Annotated in this window: 21 protein-coding genes; 5 read left to right on the forward strand and 16 right to left on the reverse strand. The window is 58.9% G+C overall.

Annotation, left to right across the window (positions count from 1 at the left end; genetic code table 11):
* Nucleotides 1-15: 15 nt before the first annotated feature.
* The 9 genes from cvpA to D4100_RS12030 all read right to left on the reverse strand — a co-directional run bounded on the left by cvpA (nucleotide 16) and on the right by D4100_RS12030 (nucleotide 9,065).
* Complete coding sequence (gene cvpA, locus D4100_RS11980) at nucleotides 16-516, reverse strand: colicin V production protein (protein WP_006317057.1); 501 nt, start codon at nucleotides 514-516, stop codon at nucleotides 16-18.
* A 233-nt stretch (nucleotides 517-749) separates the two neighbouring features.
* The gene (gene dedD, locus D4100_RS11990) at nucleotides 750-1,520 is read right to left on the reverse strand and encodes a cell division protein DedD (RefSeq protein ID WP_119804429.1); all 771 of its coding nucleotides are present in this window, start codon (nucleotides 1,518-1,520) and stop codon (nucleotides 750-752) included.
* Nucleotides 1,521-2,786, reverse strand: a complete 1,266-nt coding sequence (gene folC, locus D4100_RS11995) for a bifunctional tetrahydrofolate synthase/dihydrofolate synthase (protein ID WP_006317059.1) — start codon at nucleotides 2,784-2,786, stop codon at nucleotides 1,521-1,523.
* A 209-nt stretch (nucleotides 2,787-2,995) separates the two neighbouring features.
* A complete protein-coding gene (gene accD / locus D4100_RS12000) occupies nucleotides 2,996-3,904 on the reverse strand; it encodes an acetyl-CoA carboxylase, carboxyltransferase subunit beta (RefSeq protein ID WP_006317060.1) in 909 nt (302 codons plus the stop codon).
* A gap of 234 nt (nucleotides 3,905-4,138) precedes the next feature.
* Nucleotides 4,139-4,801, reverse strand: a complete 663-nt coding sequence (locus tag D4100_RS12010) for a DedA family protein (RefSeq protein ID WP_006317062.1) — start codon at nucleotides 4,799-4,801, stop codon at nucleotides 4,139-4,141.
* Nucleotides 4,802-5,008: 207 nt separating this feature from the next.
* A complete protein-coding gene (truA, locus tag D4100_RS12015; protein WP_065506372.1) occupies nucleotides 5,009-5,830 on the reverse strand; it encodes a tRNA pseudouridine(38-40) synthase TruA in 822 nt (273 codons plus the stop codon).
* Nucleotides 5,830-6,840 carry an aspartate-semialdehyde dehydrogenase gene (locus D4100_RS12020; protein ID WP_065506373.1) on the reverse strand — a complete coding sequence of 337 codons (1,011 nt, stop codon included), beginning with the start codon at nucleotides 6,838-6,840 and terminating at the stop codon, nucleotides 5,830-5,832. Before D4100_RS12020 ends, truA begins: the two co-directional genes overlap by 1 nt.
* A gap of 151 nt (nucleotides 6,841-6,991) precedes the next feature.
* Entirely contained in the window at nucleotides 6,992-8,113 is a 1,122-nt protein-coding gene (gene pdxB, locus D4100_RS12025) for a 4-phosphoerythronate dehydrogenase PdxB (RefSeq protein WP_119804430.1), read from the reverse strand.
* A gap of 178 nt (nucleotides 8,114-8,291) precedes the next feature.
* Entirely contained in the window at nucleotides 8,292-9,065 is a 774-nt protein-coding gene (locus tag D4100_RS12030) for an AraC family transcriptional regulator (protein WP_119804431.1), read from the reverse strand.
* 123 nt (nucleotides 9,066-9,188) lie between these two features.
* Between D4100_RS12030 and D4100_RS12035 the strand changes: the two genes are divergently transcribed.
* On the forward strand, nucleotides 9,189-10,088 hold the full coding sequence (locus D4100_RS12035) for a DMT family transporter (RefSeq protein WP_065506376.1): 900 nt from the start codon (nucleotides 9,189-9,191) through the stop codon (nucleotides 10,086-10,088).
* On the opposite strand, the gene D4100_RS12040 is transcribed toward D4100_RS12035, so the two are convergent.
* Together D4100_RS12040 and tctD are read right to left on the reverse strand one after the other, a co-directional pair.
* Nucleotides 10,085-11,503 (reverse strand): sensor histidine kinase, encoded by a 1,419-nt coding sequence (locus tag D4100_RS12040; RefSeq protein ID WP_119804433.1) that lies wholly within the window; start codon nucleotides 11,501-11,503, stop codon nucleotides 10,085-10,087. The genes D4100_RS12035 and D4100_RS12040 overlap by 4 nt on opposite strands.
* Nucleotides 11,490-12,164 (reverse strand): transcriptional regulator TctD, encoded by a 675-nt coding sequence (gene tctD, locus D4100_RS12045; RefSeq protein ID WP_119804434.1) that lies wholly within the window; start codon nucleotides 12,162-12,164, stop codon nucleotides 11,490-11,492. The genes D4100_RS12040 and tctD overlap by 14 nt, the downstream gene beginning before the upstream one ends.
* 304 nt (nucleotides 12,165-12,468) lie before the next feature.
* Between tctD and D4100_RS12050 the strand changes: the two genes are divergently transcribed.
* From D4100_RS12050 to D4100_RS12060, 3 genes are read left to right on the forward strand one after another with little or no spacing between them, the layout of a single operon-like run.
* Nucleotides 12,469-13,449, forward strand: a complete 981-nt coding sequence (locus tag D4100_RS12050; RefSeq protein ID WP_065506379.1) for a Bug family tripartite tricarboxylate transporter substrate binding protein — start codon at nucleotides 12,469-12,471, stop codon at nucleotides 13,447-13,449.
* Between the two features lie 14 nt (nucleotides 13,450-13,463).
* Nucleotides 13,464-13,895, forward strand: a complete 432-nt coding sequence (locus tag D4100_RS12055; RefSeq protein WP_065506380.1) for a tripartite tricarboxylate transporter TctB family protein — start codon at nucleotides 13,464-13,466, stop codon at nucleotides 13,893-13,895.
* Between the two features lie 11 nt (nucleotides 13,896-13,906).
* Nucleotides 13,907-15,424, forward strand: coding sequence for a tripartite tricarboxylate transporter permease (locus tag D4100_RS12060; RefSeq protein ID WP_119804435.1), 1,518 nt, complete (start codon nucleotides 13,907-13,909; stop codon nucleotides 15,422-15,424).
* A gap of 39 nt (nucleotides 15,425-15,463) precedes the next feature.
* Here the strand turns inward: D4100_RS12060 and D4100_RS12065 are convergent, their stop codons facing one another.
* A complete protein-coding gene (locus D4100_RS12065) occupies nucleotides 15,464-16,093 on the reverse strand; it encodes a CatB-related O-acetyltransferase (RefSeq protein WP_119804436.1) in 630 nt (209 codons plus the stop codon).
* Between the two features lie 155 nt (nucleotides 16,094-16,248).
* Nucleotides 16,249-17,244, reverse strand: a complete 996-nt coding sequence (locus D4100_RS12070; RefSeq protein ID WP_119804437.1) for a DMT family transporter — start codon at nucleotides 17,242-17,244, stop codon at nucleotides 16,249-16,251.
* A 170-nt stretch (nucleotides 17,245-17,414) separates the two neighbouring features.
* On the opposite strand from D4100_RS12070, the gene pdxR reads away from it, so the two are divergent.
* Nucleotides 17,415-18,872: a MocR-like pyridoxine biosynthesis transcription factor PdxR gene (gene pdxR / locus D4100_RS12075; RefSeq protein ID WP_119804438.1), complete on the forward strand. Its 1,458-nt coding sequence runs from the start codon at nucleotides 17,415-17,417 to the stop codon at nucleotides 18,870-18,872.
* 7 nt (nucleotides 18,873-18,879) lie between these two features.
* On the opposite strand, the gene D4100_RS12080 is transcribed toward pdxR, so the two are convergent.
* From D4100_RS12080 to D4100_RS12090, 3 genes are read right to left on the reverse strand one after another with little or no spacing between them, the layout of a single operon-like run.
* Nucleotides 18,880-19,380, reverse strand: coding sequence for a protein disulfide oxidoreductase (locus D4100_RS12080; RefSeq protein WP_065506385.1), 501 nt, complete (start codon nucleotides 19,378-19,380; stop codon nucleotides 18,880-18,882).
* Nucleotides 19,373-20,089 (reverse strand): DsbA family protein, encoded by a 717-nt coding sequence (locus tag D4100_RS12085; protein ID WP_119804439.1) that lies wholly within the window; start codon nucleotides 20,087-20,089, stop codon nucleotides 19,373-19,375. Before D4100_RS12085 ends, D4100_RS12080 begins: the two co-directional genes overlap by 8 nt.
* A complete protein-coding gene (locus tag D4100_RS12090) occupies nucleotides 20,086-22,119 on the reverse strand; it encodes a protein-disulfide reductase DsbD family protein (protein WP_119804440.1) in 2,034 nt (677 codons plus the stop codon). The genes D4100_RS12085 and D4100_RS12090 overlap by 4 nt, the downstream gene beginning before the upstream one ends.
* Nucleotides 22,120-22,157: the final 38 nt, after the last annotated feature.

Consider the following 22,157-nt stretch of genomic DNA (forward strand, 5'->3'; position numbering starts at 1 on the left):
TTTTCCTCATCAGCGCTACCGCCCCGGTAAATGGGTCGGTAAGAAACTCGACGTGCTCTGCAGGTAGTCAAAGAACCACCTGATGATATAACTGAACTGGGGAATGAGCTGTGACTGTTTCCAGTCGTCACTTTGCGAAAAGCCGGTAAAGGTATCCAGGAAAAACAGTATCGCCGAAACGATCAACACGCCGCGCAGTGCGCCGAAACAGACGCCCAGCACCCGGTCGGTGCCTGATAACCCGGTTTTCTCTACCAGAGAGCTAATCACATAGTTGACAATGGCTCCTACGATCAGGGTCGCGATAAACAAGATGGCAATCGCGATGCCGTTTCGCACCAGTTCATCTTCAAAACGAGTGAAGTAGACCGCAAGGTAAGAGTAGAAATGGCTGGCAACAAAAAACGCACATCCCCATGTCACAAGTGACAATGCTTCGCGAACAAACCCTCGGATCAGGCTCACCAGAGCCGAAAATCCAATCACCGCTATAATGACGTAATCAATCCAGACCATGAACTATTCCAATGATGAATCGCCCCTGCATCCAATTCGCGGCGAATTCTAACAGAAAAAGAAAACGTTTGCGTAGGGGATTTCCCAGCGCGCAACAAATAAAAAACGGCGATAAAAAAATTCTCAATCGCCGCGCCCACATAGGCCGTATTGCCTGTGAAAGGCACATTTTCAATAGTGATTACACCGGCACTCATCGATTCAGGGGCACAGCATGCTGTGCCCCTGTCCTGTCAACGTGCGCCGTAGGGCTTCACCTGGCCGCTCAAACCGCTGATGGAGTTCAGCGCAGACAGCGAAGACTGCAGCTTCTGTTTTGACGCGTCCGGACCAACGTAGATCCGGGTGATTTGCCCCTGTACCGGCGTTGACGGCACGGTGAAGGCGCGATAGCCGGACAGCCTGAGCGACGCCACGACCTCATTCACCTTGGCGGCGTTCTTCAGCGCACCCAGTTGCACCACATAAGCCTGCCCTGCCGGCGCTTTCTCTTCCGCAGCCGGTTTCGACTCCGGCTTAGGTTCTGGCTTCGGCTCAGGTTTGGGTTCCGGTTTAACTTCCGGGACAACCTCAGGCTTCGGCTGAACGACAGGTTTCGGCTGCTGCACCGGTTTCGGCTTCACTTCCACCGGCTTGGTTTCAACCGGTTTGGTTTCGACCGGTTTCGGCTTGGGTTGCTGTACCGGGCGAGTTTCGACCGGCGGCGCAACCTGAACCGGCTGTTGCGCCGTCTGGCGTGCGGCCTGCTGCGAGGCCGCTTCATTCGCCGCCTGCTGCTCAACCAACGCGCCCGCCCCTTCCGGCGGCTGCGCCGGTAAAGACTGGGTTACCGGCGGCACCGCGTCGTTCTCTTCCACGTCACCCGGTTTTGGCACCAGGGGAATGGCCGCGAACTCATCCTCGTAATGTTTCTTTTTTCCATCCAGCAGCCCTGGCAGGATAATGACCCCCAGAGCGACCAGAATGACGGTTCCTACCAATCGGTTTTGAAATTTGCTTGCCACTCACACTCCCCGCATCTCGTCTAACGCCGCCATCACGTGCGCAACGGTGTGGAACGATCCACAGACGATCACAATATCCTGAATATCAGCGTCCTGCATAGCCTGACGCCAGGCAGTTTCGACATCGGCAAACTGCCGCGGTTCCGTCAAATGTTGCGCCAGTGATTCAACGCTGGCACCACGCGGCCCTTCCAGCGGCGCGCAATACCATTCATCCACCTGTTCGCTCAGGCAAGCCAACGTGCCGGCGATGTCTTTATCCGACAGCATACCCACCACGGCGCGCACTTTGCCGCCCTTGCGCGGCAGCTTCGCCAGACGCCCGGCCAGATAGCCTGCGGCGTGCGGGTTGTGTGCCACGTCGAGGATCAGCATCGGGTCCTGTCGCACAATCTGGAAGCGCCCAGGCAACGTCGCCTGCTGCAGGCCGGCGAAGATCGCCCGTTCATCGATTTCCAACGCGGAATAGTGCAACGCCGCCAGCGCGGTCGCAGCATTGGCTAGCGGGACGTTGGGCATCGGCAGGTCGGTCAGCAGCGTGCCGCCGCCTTCCCACTGCCAGCGTTCGCCCTGTTCGCTGAAAGTCCAGGCTTCGCCACGACGATACAGCGTCGCCCCCAGTTTTTCCGCCACCTCGCGGATGGTGGCCGGCATATCCGGCTCGCCTACCACGGCCGGCTTGCCGCCGCGGAAGATTCCGGCCTTCTCGCGACCGATGCTTTCGCGATCGTTGCCCAGCCAGTCGGTATGATCCAGCGCGATGCTGGTGACCACAGCCACGCTCGGGTCGACGATATTGGTCGCATCCAGACGGCCGCCAAGGCCAACTTCCAGGATCACCACGTCAAGCTTAGCCTGTTTGAACAGTTGCAGCGCCGACAGAGTGCCAAATTCGAAATAGGTCAATGAGGTTTCACCCCGGCCCGCCTCAATGGCGGCGAACGAACGGCTATGCTCCGCCTCGCTCAGCTCATCGCCCTGAATGCGTACCCGCTCGGTATAACGCACCAGGTGCGGCGAGCTGTAAACGCCAACGCGCAGACCAGCCGCCATCAGAATGGCTTCCAGAGTCCGGCAAGTCGTGCCTTTGCCGTTGGTGCCGGCAACGGTGAACACCGTCGGTGCGGGGGTGAGTAAATCAAGATGCGCCGCAACGCGCTGTACGCGTTCCAGGCCAAGCTCGATCGCCTGGCTGTGCAGACGTTCAAGATAATAAAGCCACGAGCTCAATGGCGACGTGGCTTGGGGAATTTGGTGGTTTTGCATGAGTCCCATCACTGATTGGGTTCATTGATCCATCAGGGCACCCCCCTCACCGCGGTAAAGGCGATGCTCTCCGTAACACCCGTCACCTTTCAAGCTACAGCGGGTTGACTGCAACGTGAAATTCATTAGGGCATATCAGCCGGCACTTAGCCACAAAATGGCGGCTGAACCCCGCGTGGGCTTGTGCCTGCGCGGGGGACTTTTCTGCCTCAGGCGTCGGCCTGATTTTCCTGTGCGACTACCGGTTCTGCCTCATCGAAATGCGGCTGCGGCTGGTTGGTCAGCTTGGAAAGGATACTCGCCAGAGTACGGCGCATTTCCGGGCGACGCACGATCATGTCGATGGCGCCTTTTTCAATCAGAAACTCGCTGCGCTGGAAGCCCGGCGGCAGTTTTTCACGCACGGTCTGCTCGATAACACGCGGGCCGGCAAAGCCGATCAACGCTTTCGGCTCGGCGATATTGATATCGCCCAGCATCGCCAGACTGGCGGAAACGCCGCCCATGGTCGGATCGGTCAGCACCGAAATGTACGGCAACCCGCGTTCCTGCAGTTTCGCCAGCGCTGCGCTGGTCTTCGCCATCTGCATCAGCGACATCAGCGCTTCCTGCATACGCGCACCGCCACTGGCTGAGAAACACACCAGCGGGCAGTTGTCTTCCAGCGCCTGTTCAACCGCGCGCACGAAACGCGCACCGACCACGGAAGACATGGAACCGCCGATAAAGGCGAATTCGAAAGAAACGGCGACAATCGGCATGCCGTACAGCGTACCTTTCATGACGACCAACGCATCTTTCTCGCCGGTCGCTTTTTGTGCCGCAACCAGGCGATCTTTATACTTTTTGGAATCCTTGAACTTCAGAACGTCTTTCGGCTCCAGTTCGCTGCCCAGTTCTACCTCACTGCCCTCGTCAAGCAGGGTATGCAGGCGCATGCGCGCAGTCATGCGCATGTGGTGGTCGCACTTAGGACACACTTCCAGATTACGTTCCAGCTCGGCGCGATAGAGAACCTGACCGCAGCTGTCACATTTGGTCCAGACCCCTTCAGGAATGCTCGCCTTACGGGTTTGTGTAATATTGCTCTTGTTAAGAATTCGTTCAATCCAGCTCATCGATGACCTTTCTGTTTGAACCTGACGGACACCCGTCCGCTGTTCATGCTTTAACAATCCCCCCGCAGACAGACCCAATGAAAAAGTGCCTGAGCAAAACGCGACAAACGCGTGACCGAGGCACTGGCTTCAGGGCTTGTTCGCGAGAACAGACCATAAATGTCGCTCATTAAACCATATCGACCCGACACTGTGGATAAAAAACTGGTCGAACCGACAGGTTAAGCGATGTTTTTACTGTTTTTGCTGGCGGGCAGCCGCGCGCTTATGGCGCCAGATTTCAATGATGCCCGGCAAAATTGAAACCAGGATGATCGCCACGATCAACAGTTTCAGGTTTTCCTGCACGATCGGCAAATCACCGAAAAGGTAGCCAGCATAAGTGAAGAGCAGCACCCAAACCAGCGCGCCAATCACGTTGTAGGCAGCAAAATGACGGTAGGACATTTTCCCCATACCGGCGACGAACGGCGCAAATGTGCGCACGATCGGCACAAATCGCGCCAAAATAATCGTTTTCCCACCGTGTTTTTCATAAAACTGATGGGTTTTATCCAGATAGCTGCGGCGGAAAATTTTCGAATTCGGGTTACTGAACAACTTATCGCCAAACAGCCGGCCAATAGTATAGTTCACCGCGTCACCGAGGATCGCAGCCCCTACCATCAGCGCAACCATGGTATGCACATTCAGATCGTTCGTCGGCAGTGCCGCCAGCGCGCCGGCGACAAACAGCAAAGAATCCCCCGGCAGGAAAGGCGTGACCACCAGCCCGGTTTCGCAAAACAGGATCAGGAACAAAATGGCATAGACCCACATGCCGTATTGCGCGACCAGTTCGGCCAGATGTACGTCAATATGCAGAATAAAATCAATCACAAACTTGATGATGTCCATAGGTTCTCTCTTTTTACCGGGTGTCTCACCCACCCGGCAGATGCACAAGGGAACAACGCGTCGGTCGCGCCGGCGTCTATACCCGTCGCCTTTCAAGCTGCAGCGTTGTTACCTGCACTTACTCACCTCAGTTACTTACTAAAGTAAGCGCATGGATGAGTGAGCTGGGCGCCTAGCCGCAACTCGAAATTCATAGGGTACAATTGTTTAATCGTCGGGTAAAAACAACGGCCCCATCGGCGGCCGGGGCAGACCAAAATGCTCAGGGTAATCGACGGAAACCAGATACAACCCTTCGGCCCGTGCCGTCGCCGCAGCCAGATTCCGATCCTTCAGCGCCAGCAGTTCGGCCATCCAGTTCTCATCCTGATTGCCGCAGCCGATTTCCATCAGGCTGCCGACAATATTGCGCACCATATGGTGCACAAAGGCATTCGCCTTAATATCTACCACGATATACTCGCCGTAGCGCGTAACCTTAACGTGTTTTACGTTACGCCATGGCGTGCGCGACTGACATTGCACGGCGCGGAACGACGTGAAATCGTTCTCGCCCAGCAGCGCCTGCGCCGCCCTTTCCATCCGTTCGGCATCCAGCGGGTGATAAAAATGGGTCATCCCCTGCTGCAACACCGCCGGGCGGTAGCGGTGGTTGTAGATGATGTAGCGGTAGCGACGCGCGGTGGCGCTAAAGCGCGCATGGAAATCCTCGGCCACGCCGGTCACCCAACGCACGGCAATATCCGGCGGCAGATGGGTATTTACCCCCATCGTCCAGGCCGCGTCCTTGCGCTGCGCGGTGGTTTCAAAATGCACCACCTGGCCGGTAGCGTGCACGCCGGCGTCGGTACGTCCGGCGCACAATACGGCTATCGGCGCATTCGCCACCTTGCTCAACGCCTGTTCCAGACAGGCCTGCACGCTGGCGACTTCCTGCTGACGCTGCCAGCCGTAATAACGGCTGCCGTCATATTCAATCCCCAGCGCGATTTTTAACTTCGGCTGGGTGGGCAAGACAACTTCAGACATCAGTACATCTGCTCCTGCACCAGACGCTCTGCGGTTTCGATCGCCATCAGCGCGCCGCCGAAGCGCACGTTGTCCGCCACCGACCAGAACTGCAGGATTTCAGGAATGCCGTAGTCATTGCGCAAGCAGCCGACGCTTAACGCATCGCTGCCGGACGCTTCCGTTACCTGAGTCGGGTAGTCGTCTTCTTCGCTCAGTTGGATATCATCCACCTGCTCCAGCTCGCTGCGCGCCTCTTCGGCAGACATCGGGCGCAGCGCTTCCAGGTGAACCACTTGCGCGTGGCCGTAAAACACCGGCGACTGCACGCAGCTCACGGAAATCGGCAGCCCTTCGTCCTGCAAGACTTTGCGCACCTGATCGACAATCAAACGTTCTTCGCGCACGCTGCCCTGCTCGTCGGCCAACAACGGTAACAGGTTGAACGCCAGTTGCTTGGCAAAAACGCCCGGTTCAGCCGGAATGCCGTTCAGCAAGCGCGCACTCTGGCCGGCCAGATCGTCCACCGCCACTTTGCCGCGTGCCGATACCGACATCAGGGTGGTGACGTGCAGACGGGAAAGCCCGGCCTGTTCGGTCAAGGGTTTGATCGCCGTCAGCAGTTGGCTGACCATGCTGTCGGCCACGGCGACAATATTACGGTTGCGGTAGTCGGCCAGCACCTGCGGGTTCACGCCAGGTACCACCAGGGGGATGTCCGGCTCCAGCGCAAACAGGCCGCTGGTGTCGATCACCAGGCAACCCATGTTGCCGGCTTCTTCCGCATAGCGGGCCGCCGCCTCTGTACCGGCGACAAAGAACGCCAGTTGCGCCTGCGACCAGTCGAATTCTTCCGCTTTTTGCACCAGCACCGACTTGCCGTTGAAGCGTACCGTTGCCCCGGCGCCGCGTTCACTGGCCAAAGGATAGAGTTCGCCCACCGGGAACTGGCGTTCCTGTAATAATTCCAGCAACGCTTCACCTACCGCGCCAGTGGCGCCAAGCAGAGCGATATTCCAGCCGTCAGACATTGGGTTTCTCCAGAGTATTCATTTAAAAAGCAGACGGGCAGTGTTGCCACCGCCCGATAATCCCTTGCCGCTTACTGTAGCGGCGATTGCTTAAGGCAACCTTACGTATTGGGTACTGCGCCTTGCTTGCAGGGAGCCGGCATGCCGACCTCTACAGCACGCTGAAACCCAGCTTGTGCAGCAGCTCAGCGCTGGCGCTGTCATTGCACTGAACGCGCAACGAGGACCATTCGCGGCGCTCCTGATAATGCTTGCGCAGGCGATCAAACTCGCCCGGTTGCCCTGCCACTTTGCGCAGCGGCGCATCATCGCGGCGCACATCATACACCAAGTGCATCAATCGTTTTAATTTGCCTTCATCCAGCGGCCCGTTCAGCTGGATCTGGCTGAATTCAGGTACCGGCAGCAGCGAGGCCAGCTCAATCTGCTGTGGTCGCCCAACATGGCGGCTGAAGGCCTCGAACACCTGAGTGGTGCCACGCGCCTTGCCTTCCAACGTGTAACCGGCGATATGCGCGGTGCCGATATCCACCCGCGCCAGCAACGGCAACGAAAGCTCCGGTTCCGGCTCCCAAACGTCCAGCACCGTGCTCAGCTTTTTGCCTTTTTCCAGCGCCTGCAGCAGCGCGGCGTTATCCACCACTTCGCCACGGCAGGCATTGATCAGGATACGGTTGTCGGGCAGCGCCGCCAGCAACTCGGCATCAACCAGATGCAGCGAGTGATAGGGGCCGGATTTATTCAGCGGCGTATGGAACGTCAGCACGTCGGCTTCCGCCACCAGTTTTTCCAGCGGCCAGAACTCCCCGGCGTCACCGCGTTCGGCGCGCGGCGGATCGCACAGCAGCGTGCGTACGCCCAATGCTTTAAGCCGGGCATCCAGGCGCGAACCTACGTTGCCCACGCCGATAATACCGACGGTTTTATCGCGCAACTGAAAACCGTCGCGTTCGGCCAACAGCATCAGCGCAGAGAACACATATTCCACCACCGCAATGGCGTTACAGCCTGGCGCCGCGGAAAACCCGATGCCCTGCTGTTTCAGCCAGGCATCATCCACGTGGTCAGTGCCGGCGGTGGCGGTGCCGACAAAACCGATACGGGTACCGGCCAGCAAATCTTCATTCACTTTAGTCACCGAGCGCACCATCAGCGCGTCGGCATCCACCAGCGCATCTCGCGGGATCGGGCGGCCAGGCACCGCTTGCACCTCCCCCAAACGACTGAACAATTCAGCCGCGTACGGCATATTTTCATCAACCAGGATTTTCACTTGTTGCTCCGACGGTTTACGGCTATTTATACCCCAAATAATTGGCGTTGCATCAAGGCGGCAAGAGCAGGAGTCCCCAGGAGCTTACTCAAGTAAGTGACTGGGGTGAGTGCTCGCAGCCAACACAGAGGCGGCGTCAAGTATGAAGAGGTTATCTGGGAAAGAGTGTGCCACCGAATCAGGCCCGACGAAAGCGTTCGGGGGTGCTGCCGGCGATTTGCTGAAACATGACGATAAACGCCGAGGCCGAGCTGTATCCCACCTCCAGCGCGACGTTCTGCACGGTTTTGCCCTGTTCAAGCAGCGAAACGGCATGCAGAAAACGCAACCGCTGCCGCCATTCGCTGAATGACATGCCCAGCTCTTGCCGGCAGCGGCGTGACAGGGTGCGTTCGGTGGTATAGACCCGGGCGGCCCAGACGGCAAGCGAGGTGTTGTCCGACGGGCAATGCTCCAGCGCTTCCAGCACCGGTGCCAGGAGTTTATCTTCGGACGACGGCAAATAAGCTTGCTGGACCGGCGACAGATGCAGTTGATCGATCAGCGCCCGGCACAGACGCAAATCCTGCTTGCCATGCGGGATATATTGCTTGCGTGCGTAAAAATCTTCGGCGATGGCGCGGAAAATTGGCGTCACGCTCACCAGGCAGGGTTCGGCCGGCAGCCCGACGCACAGCGGCTGCATGATATCCACCATGCGGCACTGCGCCAGCCGCTGATTGTAGCAAGAGTGCTCGATCCCCGCCGGTGCCCACAGCACAAACTCCGGTGGAGCCAGAAAACGTTGATTGCCGACCTTCATCACCATCACCCCGGCTTTCACCCACATCAGTTGTCCCCAGCGATGGCTGTGCGGCTGGAATTCCGTGCGGGCATTAAACTCCTCGCAACGAAACTGCACCGGGCGCGGCGCCGGGATCAAGGCTTCAGGAAAGTGACGGATTTCTGACATGGTTGCACACCGTGATTTGTCTTGTTGACACAAAATATTGTCTGGATATCGCTATATATAATAAACCGGACACGAGTAGACTAGCCAGCATGTCCGTCGTTATTGAGAATAATCATCGTGAATATGCTCTTCCCGCTGTTGGCGGTGCTGATCTGGTCTGTCAACGCCGTCGTCAGCAAACTCTCCGCCACCGCTATCGATCCGGCCGCCATCTCGTTTTACCGTTGGCTGCTGGCGCTGATCGTCCTGACCCCCTTCGTATTACCCGGCGTGATCCGCAATTGGCGGGAAGTGCGCGCCAACGGGTGGAAATTGCTGACCCTTGGCCTGCTCGGCATGGTGCTCTACCAAAGCCTGGCTTACTATGCGGCGCACAGCGTCAGCGCGCTGTTTATGGGTATCATTGTGTCGCTGATCCCGCTGCTGACCATTCTGATCAGCATCGTGCTGTTGCGCATTGCGCCGACCGTCGGCGTGGCGATCGGCAGCGTGCTGTCATTCGGCGGATTGATCTGGCTGGTCAGCGCCGGCCATCCAGGCGAGCTGCTGCAACATGGCATCGGCAAGGGCGAACTGATGATGTTCGCCGCCGCCGCTTCCTATGCGCTGTACGGCGTGCTGACCAAACGCTGGATGATTGCTCTGCCTAATTGGCAGTCGCTGTATGTGCAAATCCTGTTCGGTGTCGTGCTGTTGCTGCCGAACTTTCTGATGGCGCAGGATGTCGGGCTGAACAGCCAGAATATCCCGCTGGTGCTGTTCGCCGGTATCCCGGCTTCGATCATCGCACCTTTCTTGTGGATCCAGGGCGTGATTCGCCTCGGTGCCAATACCGCGTCGATATTTATGAACCTGTCGCCGGTATTTACCGCCGTCATCGCCGTGCTGTTCCTGCATGAACAGCTGCACAGCTATCATCTGATCGGCGGCGGCGTCACGTTGCTGGGCGTAATTTTGTCGCAACGCCTGCGCACGCCGTTAGGGCGCAAGGCAAAAGCTTCAGCGCCCGAAGTGGGGTCCTAAGGCAGCAGTTGAAAACGCACCCGCACCAGCAGGCCGCCAAGCGCGACCGAGGTCAACAGCTCCGGGCGGGTGCCGTGATAACGGGTAATGTCGCTGACCAGCGCCAGCCCCAGCCCGGCGCCGGGCTGATCGCCCACGTTATCCAGCCGATGAAAGGGTTGCAGCGCCTGCGCGGTATCCTGCTGCGCAATGCCCGGGCCGTTGTCTTCAATTTCCAGCACGCATTCCCCGGCCGGCTTATCGAGCGTCAGACGAGCGGTGACCACGCCCTGATTCGGCACATATTTCAGCGCGTTATCCAGCAGATTGGCGCACAGCTCGGTGAGCAACAGCGCCTCACCGCCGACCCAGCATACCGACTCTCCTTCATAGCCTAAATCAATGCGCTTGCTGCGCGCCTGCGGCAGGCGCGAAAAACAGGCATCGCGCAGCACCTGCGCCAAATTCACCGGTTGCAGCTTGCGATCGGCATGATGTTCATGGGCTTTAAGCCGCGAGAGATAAAGCAGACGATCGGTCAGCGCCACGGTGTTATCCAGCGTGACGCTCATCGCCGCCAGGCTTTCCCGCCACTGCTCCGGCTTATCGCTGGCCAGCGCCACCCCCACTTGCGTTTTCAGCACCGTCAGCGGCGTGCGCAGTTGATGAGAGGCGTCGGCGCTGAAACGCTCCTGACGCGCCACCATTACCCGCAGCCGTTCGATATAGCGGTTGAACGCCAGCAGCAGAGGCTGCATTTCCGACCAGGGCAACACCATCGGCAACGGCGTCAGTTCGCCCGGATCGCGCCGCAGCATGATACCGGAAAGCTTGCGCATCGGCTTTAGCACTCGCTTGAGCAAGGCGAAGGCCAGAATCATCGTCACCACCACCACGGTCCCCTGGCTGAGCAAGGCGGAAAGCATCATCTGCCGTGCCAGGTAACGGCGCGACTCCAGCGTTTCCGCCACCAGGATCGTCGCCATGCCCATGACGCCGGACTCATTGACCGGCTGGAACAGCGCAGCCACGCGGATCGACCGGCCGCCATATTCGGCATCATAGAAATGCACCAGTGCCGGGTACAAGCTGGAGCGCAGGATATGTGGCGGCATCGGCGGCAGATCGTCATAACCGGAAATGCTTTTGCCCTGCGGAGAGATCACTTCGTAATAGAGCTGATCGTTCATGTTGCGCTCAAAGCTGTCGAGCACCACATAGGGCACATCCACTTCCAGGCGGCCATTGCGCACCACCAGCCGCTCCGCCACGGTGCGCGCCGATGCCAGCAGCGTGCGATCGTAAGCCAAGGTGGCGGCGTTCATGGCGCTGAAGTAATGGGTGTATATAGAGATGCCGCCCAGTACCAGCAAGGGTAACCCGAAAAACAGCAGCAGTTGATAAAACAGGGATCGCGGCGCGTTAAACCACCTCATTGCAGAGCTCCAGGCTGTAGCCCAGACCGCGCAGAGTGACGATCGCCACGTTGCTGCCCTGCAGCTTTTTCCGCAGCCGGTGCACGTACAGCTCAATACTCTCGGGATTGGCCTCGTCGGACAGGGTAAACACCTGTTCAAACAGCTGTTGCTTGGCGACCGGCCGACCGCGCCGGTGGATCAGAGCGGTCAGTACCGCCAGTTCGCGCGGCGTTAACTGCAGCGGTTTATCATCCAGTTGAAAATAGCCTTCATCATGATAAGTCAGCGCGCCATATTGCAGCGCCTGCCGGGTCACGCCGATGCTGCGCCGCAGCAACGCTCGAATGCGCGCTTCCAGCTCATCGAGTTCAAAGGGTTTGGTGAGGTAATCATCAGCCCCCAGATTCAGCCCCTTGACCCGATCGGCAACGTCGGTTCTGGCGGTCAACAACAGCACCGGCAGGTCCTGGCCGCGCTTGCGCAGACGGGCCAGCAGATCCAGCCCATTCAGGCGCGGCAGCGCCACGTCCAGCACCACCAGCGCATAGCATTCGTTTAACAACAGATGATCTGCCGCCAGCCCGTCCGGCGCGACGTCCACGGCAAAACCGGCGCCGGTCAGCGCCTTTTGCAACCAGTGGGATAACTCGGGATGATCCTCTACCAATAGTAGCCGCATTTTCCATTCCATTGATTTGTCGGATTGTTAACATCTTTATAACAGCAGAATGGCATGGAAGGCGGTGCGATAGAAGGGTTGCGCAGAACCCGTTTTGAGAGCTGGTACACAATTGCAGCACAGAGTCGTTCGTCGTCATCGACGCTGGCGCATTCACCTCTTTTCCCCAGCAACAGGAGACGCCTATCACATCCCGAAAACTTTTCCCTCGGTTGAAAGGTAAATGAAAGGTTGTTGTTTTAACAATTCAGCAACCCGTATCGGCGGGGATTCACTCCGACAGAAAAACACCTTGGGGAAAGCAATGAAAAAAATAATCACCCGTACTCTGACCGCAACCGCCCTGCTGCTGGCGGCCAATCAGGCATTTGCCGTAGAAGCGCCGAAACGCACCGAATGCATCGCCCCCGCCAAGCCCGGCGGCGGGTTTGATCTGACCTGCAAGCTGATCCAGGTATCGCTGCAGGAAACCAAGGCCATCGACAAACCGATGCGCGTCACCTATATGCCAGGCGGCGTCGGCGCGGTGGCCTATAACGCCATCGTCGCTCAGCGCCCGGCGGAATTCGGCACCGTGGTCGCCTTCTCCGGCGGCTCTCTGCTTAACCTTTCGCAAGGCAAGTTCGGCCGGTACAACGTCGATGACGTGAAATGGCTGGCCGCCGTCGGCACCGATTACGGCATGATCGCCGTGCGCGCCGACTCGCCGTACAAAACCCTCAAAGACCTGATGGACGCCTTCCAGAAAGATCCCAACAGCGTGGTATTCGGTGCAGGTGCCTCGATCGGCAGCCAGGACTGGATGAAAACCGCCCTGCTGGCGCGCGAGGTCGGCGTCGATCCTCACAAGATGCGCTACGTCGCGTTCGAAGGCGGTGGCGAACCCGTCACCGCGCTGCTCGGCAACCATATTCAGGCGGTGTCCGGCGATTTGAGCGAAATGGTGCCCTATCTGCAGGGTGACAAAATCCGCGTACTGGCGGTGTATTCCGAACAACGTCTGCCGGGCCAGTTAGCCGACGTGCCGACCGCCAAAGAGCAGGGATTCAATCTGATCTGGCCGATCATCCGCGGTTTCTACGTTGGCCCCAAGGTCAGCGAAGAAGAGTATCAATGGTGGCTCGACACCTTCCAGAAAATGACGGCAACCGACGAATTCAAAAAGCAGCGCGACCTGCGTGGCCTGTTTGAATTCAACCTGGCCGGCAAGGAACTGGATGCCTACGTGAAAAACCAGGTCAATCAGTACCGCGAGCAGGCCAAAGTCTTCGGCCTGGCTAAATAACCGGGAGAAATACCATGAGCGATCGCATTTTTGCCGGTTTCTGGTTGCTGCTGTGTATCGGCGGCCTGTTTATCGGCTGGGGCATTCAGAGCGAATACAGCTATGAACCGCTGGGGCCACGCCCCTTCCCGCTGGCCATCCTCAGCCTGATGTCGCTGTGCGCGGCGCTGCTGCTGCTGAACAAACCGCAGGCCGTCGAATGGCCGCACAACAAGGTGATGCAACGCCTGTTGGTGCTGGTGATCACGCTGGTGCTGTACGCCTGGGGCTTCGAATGGCTGGGCTTTCCGCTGGCCACCGCACTGCTGACCTTCAGCATTGGCCTGCTGTTCCAGGCCAGCCTGCCGGCGGCGGCAATCTCCGGCGTAATCATGGGTGGAGTACTGTATTACGCCTTTGACCAATTACTCGACGTAACACTGCCACTCGGCGTTTGGCTGAGCTAACGGGGGCGATGATGGAAACCTGGATGTATTTAACCCAAGGGTTCGAGGTGGCGCTGGTGCCGCAGAACCTGATTATCGCACTGATTGGCTGCTTCGTCGGCACCATTGTCGGCCTGCTGCCGGGGCTGGGGCCGATCAACGGCGTGGCTATCTTGCTGCCGCTGGCGTTTGCTCTCAAGCTGCCGGCCGAGTCCGCGCTGATCCTGCTGGCGACAGTCTATATCGGCTGCGAATACGGTGGCCGCATCTCGTCCATCCTGCTTAACGTACCCGGCGATGCGGCGGCTATCATGACCGCGCTGGACGGCTACCCGATGGCGCAACAGGGCCGCGCCGGCGTGGCGTTGTCGATCTCGGCGGTCAGCTCTTTCGTCGGTTCGATGATCGCCATCGGCGGCATTATCCTGTTCGCTCCGCTGTTGGCGCGCTGGTCACTGGCGTTCGGCCCGGCGGAGTACTTTGCCCTGATGGTGTTCGCCATCGCCTGTCTGGGCAGCATGATGAGCCAAAACCCGCTGAAGTCGCTGCTGGCGGCGCTGATTGGCCTGGGGCTGGCGACGGTCGGCGTAGACGCCAACACCGGCGTTTACCGCTTCACCTTCGACAGCGTGCATCTCTCCGACGGCGTGCAGTTTATCGTAGTGGTGATCGGGTTGTTCTCGGTCAGCGAAATCCTGCTGATGCTGGAAAGCACCAGCGGCGGACAAAAGTTGGTGCGTAAAACCGGTCGCCTGTTGTTTAACCGCAAAGAGGCCGCCGAATGCGTTGGCCCGACGCTGCGCTCTTCGGTGATCGGTTTCTTCGTCGGCATTCTGCCCGGCGCCGGTGCCACCATCGCCAGTGCGCTCACCTATATGACCGAAAAGAAAATCAGCGGCAACAGCGAGACCTTCGGCAAGGGGGATATTCGCGGCGTCGCGGCGCCGGAAGCCGCCAACAATGCTTCGGCCTGCGGCTCGTTCATTCCGATGCTGACGCTGGGCGTACCGGGTTCCGGCACCACGGCGGTGATGATGGGCGCGCTGACGCTGTACAACATCACGCCAGGCCCGGCGATGTTCACCGAGCAGCCGGACATTGTCTGGGGCCTGATCGCCGCGTTGCTGATTGCCAACGTGATCCTGCTGGTCATGAACCTGCCGCTGGTCGGCCTGTTTACCCGCATGCTGACCATCCCGCTGTGGTTCCTGGTACCGGCGATTGCCGCCGTGTCTGCGGTAGGCGTTTATGCGGTGCACAGCACCACCTTTGACCTGCTGTTGATGGTCGGGCTGGGAGTATTCGGTTATATCTTGCGCAAAATGCACTTCCCGATGTCGCCGCTGATCCTGGGTTTCGTGCTGGGTGAAATGCTGGAACAGAACCTGCGCCGCGCGCTGTCTATCAGCAACGGGGATTTTGGCATTCTGTGGAGCAGCGGTATCGCGCAAACGCTGCTGGTATTGGCGGTAGCGGTGCTGGTATTGCCGCTGTTGCTGCGTATAGTGCGAAAACGCCGCACGGTGGAAGAAACGGCGAAGGCCGAGTAAGTAAAATGGGCGGGGGATATTACCCCGCCCATTTCAGTTTTAACGCTTAATGTCGTTTATCGCCCGTTCCAGGGCGGCAATATCATTATCGGCCAGCCAAGGTTGCACGCGGGCAAAATCCTCCGCCGACAAGTCATAAATGCGCAGCGCGAGCAGCCGTGCGGTCGTCTCCGGAGCAAATCGCCGCTTGATCGGCCGCGCCGGGTTGCCGCCCACGATGACGTAAGGTTCGACATCCGCAGTCACTATGCTGCCTGCAGCTACCACCGCCCCTTCGCCAATAGTGACGCCCGGCATCAGCATCGCCCGCATGCCTATCCAGCAGCCGTCGCCCAACCGGGTATCGCCCTTCGGCTGATAAGCGGCCTGGATGCTCGCCATAAACGGGTACAGGCTCAGCCAATCGATACGGTGCGTATGATTGCCGCCCATCAGGATCACCGCCTCGGCGGCTATACAGACATAATCGCCGATCAGCAATTGGTCTATCGGCCCCAACGGTGGCCACTGTTGGCTGACCGCGTCGCCGTGTAAATAACGCACGACGGAGCGTTCGAACCCGCTATCCCAGCAGTCGCTGTAATAGCTGTGGGTTCCCTTGACGATAATGTTGGGGTTGGTCACCGTCTGGTGCAGCAGTTCTGTTTTGGACCAGTGTTTTTCAGACATGGCGCTTTCTCTTTTACTGGTTGCAAGAGCCACGGAACGAGATCTGTGGCCGTGTTTTCGTTCACCAAACACGGCCCGATTAAGCGATGATCGCCTTTTTTAATCTTGGATTGTTAATCATGATTGCCTCTCCAGCGAAGCATAAGGGTAACAAATCAGGCCTGAGCCGTCTTCGTCTTCAACATCAACACCCCGCCCATCACCAGAGCGCTGCCCAGCAGTTGCAGTTGGTTCATGTTTTCCCCCAGCAGGAAATAGGCAATGACCGCCGTGAACACCAGCTCCAGCGACAAAATCAGGTTTGCTACCGCCAACGGCAGGGTTTTCAGGCTGATATTGTACAGGCCAAATCCCAGCAGCGTCGGCCCGGCAGCCAGAACCACCAGCAACAACCAGCCGCTCCACTCAATACCTTGCGCCCCCTGGGACAGGAACCACAAAGAGCCGGTCATCCCCTGAAATGCCGCCAAAGGAAACAGCGTCAGCGCGGTGTTGAACAGCCATTGGTAAATCGCCGAAAAGCCAAACACATACAGAATGGTGTTCCACACAGGATAGCGCCGTTCAGTGGCTACCCGCCCTCCCAGGGTGTAAAGGGTATAGCCGATTCCGGACAGCATGCCGATCAACAGCCCCAGCAGGTTGAAATGGGTGTTGCCCATGCTGTCGCCGTTACTGACCAGGAAACAGCCGCCCAGGCTAACCACAATCACCAGCATCTGGCGCAGGTTCAGCCGTTCGCTGTACATCATCCAACCAAGAAATACGGTAAAACCTACCGAACAGTAAGTAAGAATGGTCGCCACCGACGCGCCGTTCAAAGCTACCGACAGTGTCCACAGGCTGTTGAATACCGCCAGCAGCAAGCCATAACAGGCATAAAAAGGCACCTGCGCAGGCTGCAAGCGCGCCCATTCGGGTTTGATCAGCAACAGCAAAGGCAATAACACCAGGGCAACCAATGCCGCTCGCCAAAAGGCCAGCACGAAGGTGGGCAGGTGATAATGCTCCGTCAGCACGCGGATAATAATGGCGGTGAAGGCCAGCAGCATGGCACTGATGATGGCTATGACATAGCCTTGGCTGCTGCCCTGCAAAATACGCGCACCGGGGAAAACCGGCCTTGCTGAAATACCCGACGGTAATGACATGACACCCTCAAAAAACTGCGGCAATAGACTCAGACAAGGATTCTAACGCGGCGAAACTTCGCCGCCAGAGCCACTTTCCCCCGTTGTTATGCAGGCCACTTTTATCCGCTTGAAGGCCGATGGCCATGAGGTATAGTAAAAATCATCGCCCCTTACCGAGCCAATTTCCCATGCATATCCCGTTAGATCGCCAGCAGGATGTCCCGTTGTATCTGCAAATTGAAGAGGCGCTGCGGCGGGCGATACTGAGCGGCGTATTTGTCGATGGCGACAAACTGCCTTCCACCCGCACATTGGCGGCCGAACTGGCCGTCAGTCGGCTGACGGTCGACAATGCCTATGCCGAACTGGCGTCCAAAGGATTTCTGCGCCAGCGGCGCGGCAGCGGTGCCTATGTTCTGCATCCGGGCACGCTGCCTGCTCAACCGCAGCCGACGTCCGATGCGTCGTTCCCGGCAGAGCGTTTCACCACCCTGACCTCGCGACTGGACGGTTACCCCGACACACCGCTGCCGGATAACATCATCAACTTTGCCGCCGGCGTCGGCAGCCCGAGGGTTTTCCCCCAGGAAGAATTCCGCAAGATCTTGCTGTCGGTGCTTAGCCGCCATGCGGAGGAGGCTTTCGGCTATGGCGAATACTGCGGCTACTACCCGCTGCGCGATACGCTGGGGCGGATCCTCACCGCGCAGGGCATCCCCACCCACGCAGAACAGGTGCTGATCACCAACGGTTCGCAGCATGCCATCAGCCTGATTGTGCAAAGCCTGCTTGAGCCGGGGGATACGGTGATCGTCGAAGAACCCACCTACGCCGAAGCGCTGGGGCTGCTGCGTCTGCACAGGATCAATATCGTCACTGTCCCCAGCGATCGACACGGCATGCTGGTTGAACACCTGCCGGCGCTGCTGGAAAAGCACCGGCCAAAACTGATTTACACCATCCCCAATTTTCATAACCCGACCGGGCGTTGCATGAGCGAAGCCCGCCGCCGACGCCTGCTGGCGCTGGCTCAACATGCCGGAGTGCTGATACTGGAAGACGATTTTGTCGGCGATCTGCGCTACAACGGCAAGCAATTGCCGTCGCTGCGGGCACAGGCTGCACCGGGTGCGGTGCTCTATGTCAGTACCTTTTCCAAAATGTTGCTGCCCAGCATGCGCATCGGCTATCTGGTCGCAGACAGCGAGCAATATCAGCAGATAGCACGGTTAAAACACGTAGACAGCTTTACCAGCTCCAACCTGATCCAACGGGCGCTGGACGCCTTTGTCACCATCGGCCGTTATGACAAACAGCTGCGGCGCGCCGGGCGGATCTACCGCCAGCACCGAGACGCCATGATCACGGCATTGCAGCAGCATCTGCCGCACGGCTGCCACTTTGAAACGCCCGAGGGCGGGTTATTTATCTGGCTGACGCTGCCCGCTGCGGTTGATAACGAAGCCCTGATGCCGGTGGCCTGGCGCCACGGCGTCACCTTCGCACGCGGAGAGTGTTTTTATGCCCGGGAACAGCATGGCGCGCATGGCCTGCGGCTGAATTTCGCCGCCAACACGCCGCCGCTGATTGAGGAAGGTATCGCCCGACTCTGCCGGGCGATTAATGAGGTAATAGCCGCAAAATAGACCGGGCTTACCGCCCGGCCCACCACAGACGCAGTTTCATCCCCCAGTAGCTGGTCCAGCCGGTGGTGCTTTGCACTACCTTACCCTGGTAAATGACCACCAGCGTCGGGGTGACGCCTACCTGCCATTGCGCCGACAGCTCGCCGCGCGGATCGTTAACCACCGGCAGCGTCAGCCGTTTGCGCGCCAGCCACTGTTCAACCTGCAGATCGTCGCCGGAACGCAGTGCCACGGTCAGCACATTGCCGCCCTCCTCCGCCAGCCTGGCAACATACGGCGTGGTAAAGCGGCACACGCCGCACCAACTGGCCCAGAAATAGACCAACAGCGGCTTGTCCCGGCTGAGTTGCGCGAGTGAAACCCTCTCGCCGCTCAGTGTGGTCAACGCCTGTGAATCGAAAGCCGCCGGTGCCTGCGGTGCGCGCAGCCAGTCCATCGCCATCACCACCGCCAGCACAATCAGCAGCAGGATCAAGAGTTCGCGCCCCCAGCGCCGCAGCCTAGCCATTTTTGACCTTCGCCAGTTGCTGTTTCACTATCGCCTCCAACTCCTCGTAAGACACCGCACCCGGCAGCATCTGGTCACCAATCAGCGTCGCAGGCGTTCCCTGCACACCCAGTTTTTCCGCCAGTTCCATGTTGGTGCTCAGTGTGGTCATGCTCAGTTCGCTCGGCGCCACCGCTTTCACTCCGGTTTTCTGCTGGGCGGCGGCGATGCTGGCGCTGTCGTGGAAACCCTTTTTCGCCATCAGCCGCTGGTGCAACGCCCAAAACTGGTCCGGATGTTGCTGCCAGGCAGTTAAAGCGACACGCGCCGAGCTGACCGAGCTTTCGCCTTTGAACGGCAGCAGTTTCACCACCAGCGCCACCTCCGGATTTTGTTTGACGATTTTTTCCAGCATCGGATCAAAACGCTTACAGTACGGGCAGTTGTAATCCGTGAACACCACCAGCGTCAGTTTAGCGTTGCCGGCACCCAGTCGCGGGCTGGCTGGGTCTTCATACAAAGCTTTGGCGTTTTGCTTAATCGCCTGGTCAATCTGCTGGCCGGCAGTCTGCTGCTGCCAGGCATCGACCGCCTGCGCCAGAATATCCGGGTTCGACACCAGGGTTTCACGGATAAGTTCCTTAATGCGTACCTCCTGCTCAGGCGTAAAGGGGGCAGCAGCCCAGACCGGAGCGGCAATCAGCATCAATAACATCAGTAACTTTTTCATTGTTGGTTTCCTTTGGCGGCGGACAGGGTTTGCAACACGGCATCGCGGGTTAACAGCGGGGACAACACCACACCGTCAGGGCTGCCCGGACCATAAATCTGGTTAAAAGGCACGGCAACGCTGCCGCGCCGTTGCAGGAAGGCGCCGATCTCGGCAGAAGGACGGCTCCAGTCTCCCCGCAAAGCGACCACGTCTTCGGCATTCAGCGCTTTCTGCACATCGCCACGCAACAGTACGTTGAATTTATTGGCTTTGCAGGTGACGCACCAGTCGGCAGTGACGTCGATAAACACCCGTTTTCGCTCGGCCAACGCCTGGGCGATCGCCTGCTCGCTCAGCGGTTGCCAGCGCACGTTGTCCTGCAGCGGTTGACGCCACAGCCCGGCGGTGAGCGAACCGGCCAACAACGCCACGCCGAACAGCACCAGCGTGACGGCAACCCATCCGGCAGCAAGACGCACGCCATGCCGTCGCCATACCGCCAACAGCAGAGCCAACAGCGCTATGCCGCCCAAGGCCAACGTCGGGGTTGCGCCAATATGATTCACCATCAGGCTCAGCAGCCACAGCGAAGAAGCCAGCATCAGCAAGCCCATTGCCCACCGTAACGCGTTCATCCAACGCCCCGGACGCGGCAAACGCAGCGCCAGCGCCGGCCAGGCGGCGATCAGCAGCCACGGCAGGCTCATGCCGATACCCAGGGCGACAAACATGCCCCACAGCACCGGCAGCGGCGCGGCCAGGGCAAAAGCCACGGCGGTGCCAAGAAAGGGTGCAGAACAGGGCGTCGCCAGCAAGGTGGCAAAAGCGCCCTGCCAGAAATGCCCGTTCAGGCCGTTCCCGTTATGGGTCGCCAGTTTGGTATTCAGCGAAGAGGAAAGCTGCAGGTGAAACAGACCGAACAGGTTGGCGCTGAACAACAGCGTTACCAACACCATAAAGCCGATAAACCACGGGTTTTGAAACTGAATGCCCCAGCCAAGCGCTTGATTACTCAGCCGCAGCGCCGTCATCAGCAATGCCAATGCCATAAAGGAGGCGACAATGCCCAATGACGAAGCCAGAAACTGCAGCCGGATGCTGCGCCGATCCCGCAGTTCCACCTGCAAAATCGAGCCCAGTTTGATGCCGAGCACCGGCAGCACGCAGGGCATCAGGTTGAGGACCAGGCCACCGGCCAACGCCATCAGTACCGCCTGCCACAGCGGAAAAGCCACAGCCGGTGAGGCCAGCGGCCCGCCAATCGGCAGTTGCACCTGCTGCGCGATACCGCCGTCACTGATGACCAGCGTCAGGGTTTTACCGCGCAAGTCCGGTGCGGTATCCCCCCAGCCATCACTGACCGGTACCCGCGCCAACATCCGGTTGCCGTCGGCGCTGACCTGCGGTTTGCCGAGATCGGCATCCTCCAGCGTATCGAAGAACAACTCCGGCTGCCGCCAACCGGCGGTACGTTCGGCGCTGATCTGCAGCTCCCCGCGCTGATAACCGGCTTTGATGCCATCAACCAGGCCATCGGCAATCGGCACCTTTCCCATCGCCTGAGCAAAGTCGTGATCAAACTGCGCGTCTGGCGACGCGCCGAGATCGAGACTGAACGGATAGTCGGTCAAAATGCAGACGTTGCTGCAGGTAGACAGCGTCAGGGTGCCCGCCAGTTGAGGCGGCGCGGCTCCCTTTATCACCATCGGCAGTTCAACCCGATCGTGATATCCCTGGGTGGAAATGCCGGCTACGTCAAAACGCTGCGGCGTCGGCCAAAACCAGGTAGCCGGCGGCAAGTTGCCTTGCCAGCGTATCTCCGGCGCAATACCGCCTTCACCGGGTGAACGCCAGTAGGTTTTCCAGCCTTTTTGCAACTCTATTGCCAGCAGCAACCGGGTCTCCCCAGGGTGCGACGTGTCGGCGCGCAGCCGCACTTTGGCGTGATCGTTGGCCGGGCTTTGCAGCCAGCCGCTGTCTGCCGCCTGCAAGGCGGGCTGCCACAGCATTAACAGGCAGGCAAGCGCCGACCTGATGATATTCAACATGTTTTTTCTCCATAAATGAGTCAATCACCAAACAAGAC

Source organism: Serratia inhibens (genome assembly GCF_003591175.1).
Taxonomy (GTDB): domain Bacteria; phylum Pseudomonadota; class Gammaproteobacteria; order Enterobacterales; family Enterobacteriaceae; genus Serratia; species Serratia inhibens.

What these genes read in the sequence shown, in the direction of transcription:
- cvpA (WP_006317057.1), bottom strand. Translation starts at nt 516, where the DNA reads ATGGTCTGGATTGATTACGTCATTATAGCGGTGATTGGATTTTCGGCT.
- folC (WP_006317059.1), bottom strand. Translation starts at nt 2,786, where the DNA reads ATGCAAAACCACCAAATTCCCCAAGCCACGTCGCCATTGAGCTCGTGG.
- accD (WP_006317060.1), bottom strand. Translation starts at nt 3,904, where the DNA reads ATGAGCTGGATTGAACGAATTCTTAACAAGAGCAATATTACACAAACC.
- D4100_RS12010 (WP_006317062.1), bottom strand. Translation starts at nt 4,801, where the DNA reads ATGGACATCATCAAGTTTGTGATTGATTTTATTCTGCATATTGACGTA.
- truA (WP_065506372.1), bottom strand. Translation starts at nt 5,830, where the DNA reads ATGTCTGAAGTTGTCTTGCCCACCCAGCCGAAGTTAAAAATCGCGCTG.
- D4100_RS12020 (WP_065506373.1), bottom strand. Translation starts at nt 6,840, where the DNA reads ATGTCTGACGGCTGGAATATCGCTCTGCTTGGCGCCACTGGCGCGGTA.
- D4100_RS12030 (WP_119804431.1), bottom strand. Translation starts at nt 9,065, where the DNA reads ATGTCAGAAATCCGTCACTTTCCTGAAGCCTTGATCCCGGCGCCGCGC.
- D4100_RS12035 (WP_065506376.1), top strand. Translation starts at nt 9,189, where the DNA reads ATGCTCTTCCCGCTGTTGGCGGTGCTGATCTGGTCTGTCAACGCCGTC.
- D4100_RS12040 (WP_119804433.1), bottom strand. Translation starts at nt 11,503, where the DNA reads ATGAGGTGGTTTAACGCGCCGCGATCCCTGTTTTATCAACTGCTGCTG.
- tctD (WP_119804434.1), bottom strand. Translation starts at nt 12,164, where the DNA reads ATGCGGCTACTATTGGTAGAGGATCATCCCGAGTTATCCCACTGGTTG.
- D4100_RS12050 (WP_065506379.1), top strand. Translation starts at nt 12,469, where the DNA reads ATGAAAAAAATAATCACCCGTACTCTGACCGCAACCGCCCTGCTGCTG.
- D4100_RS12055 (WP_065506380.1), top strand. Translation starts at nt 13,464, where the DNA reads ATGAGCGATCGCATTTTTGCCGGTTTCTGGTTGCTGCTGTGTATCGGC.
- D4100_RS12060 (WP_119804435.1), top strand. Translation starts at nt 13,907, where the DNA reads ATGGAAACCTGGATGTATTTAACCCAAGGGTTCGAGGTGGCGCTGGTG.
- D4100_RS12065 (WP_119804436.1), bottom strand. Translation starts at nt 16,093, where the DNA reads ATGTCTGAAAAACACTGGTCCAAAACAGAACTGCTGCACCAGACGGTG.
- D4100_RS12070 (WP_119804437.1), bottom strand. Translation starts at nt 17,244, where the DNA reads ATGTCATTACCGTCGGGTATTTCAGCAAGGCCGGTTTTCCCCGGTGCG.
- pdxR (WP_119804438.1), top strand. Translation starts at nt 17,415, where the DNA reads ATGCATATCCCGTTAGATCGCCAGCAGGATGTCCCGTTGTATCTGCAA.
- D4100_RS12080 (WP_065506385.1), bottom strand. Translation starts at nt 19,380, where the DNA reads ATGGCTAGGCTGCGGCGCTGGGGGCGCGAACTCTTGATCCTGCTGCTG.
- D4100_RS12085 (WP_119804439.1), bottom strand. Translation starts at nt 20,089, where the DNA reads ATGAAAAAGTTACTGATGTTATTGATGCTGATTGCCGCTCCGGTCTGG.
- D4100_RS12090 (WP_119804440.1), bottom strand. Translation starts at nt 22,119, where the DNA reads ATGTTGAATATCATCAGGTCGGCGCTTGCCTGCCTGTTAATGCTGTGG.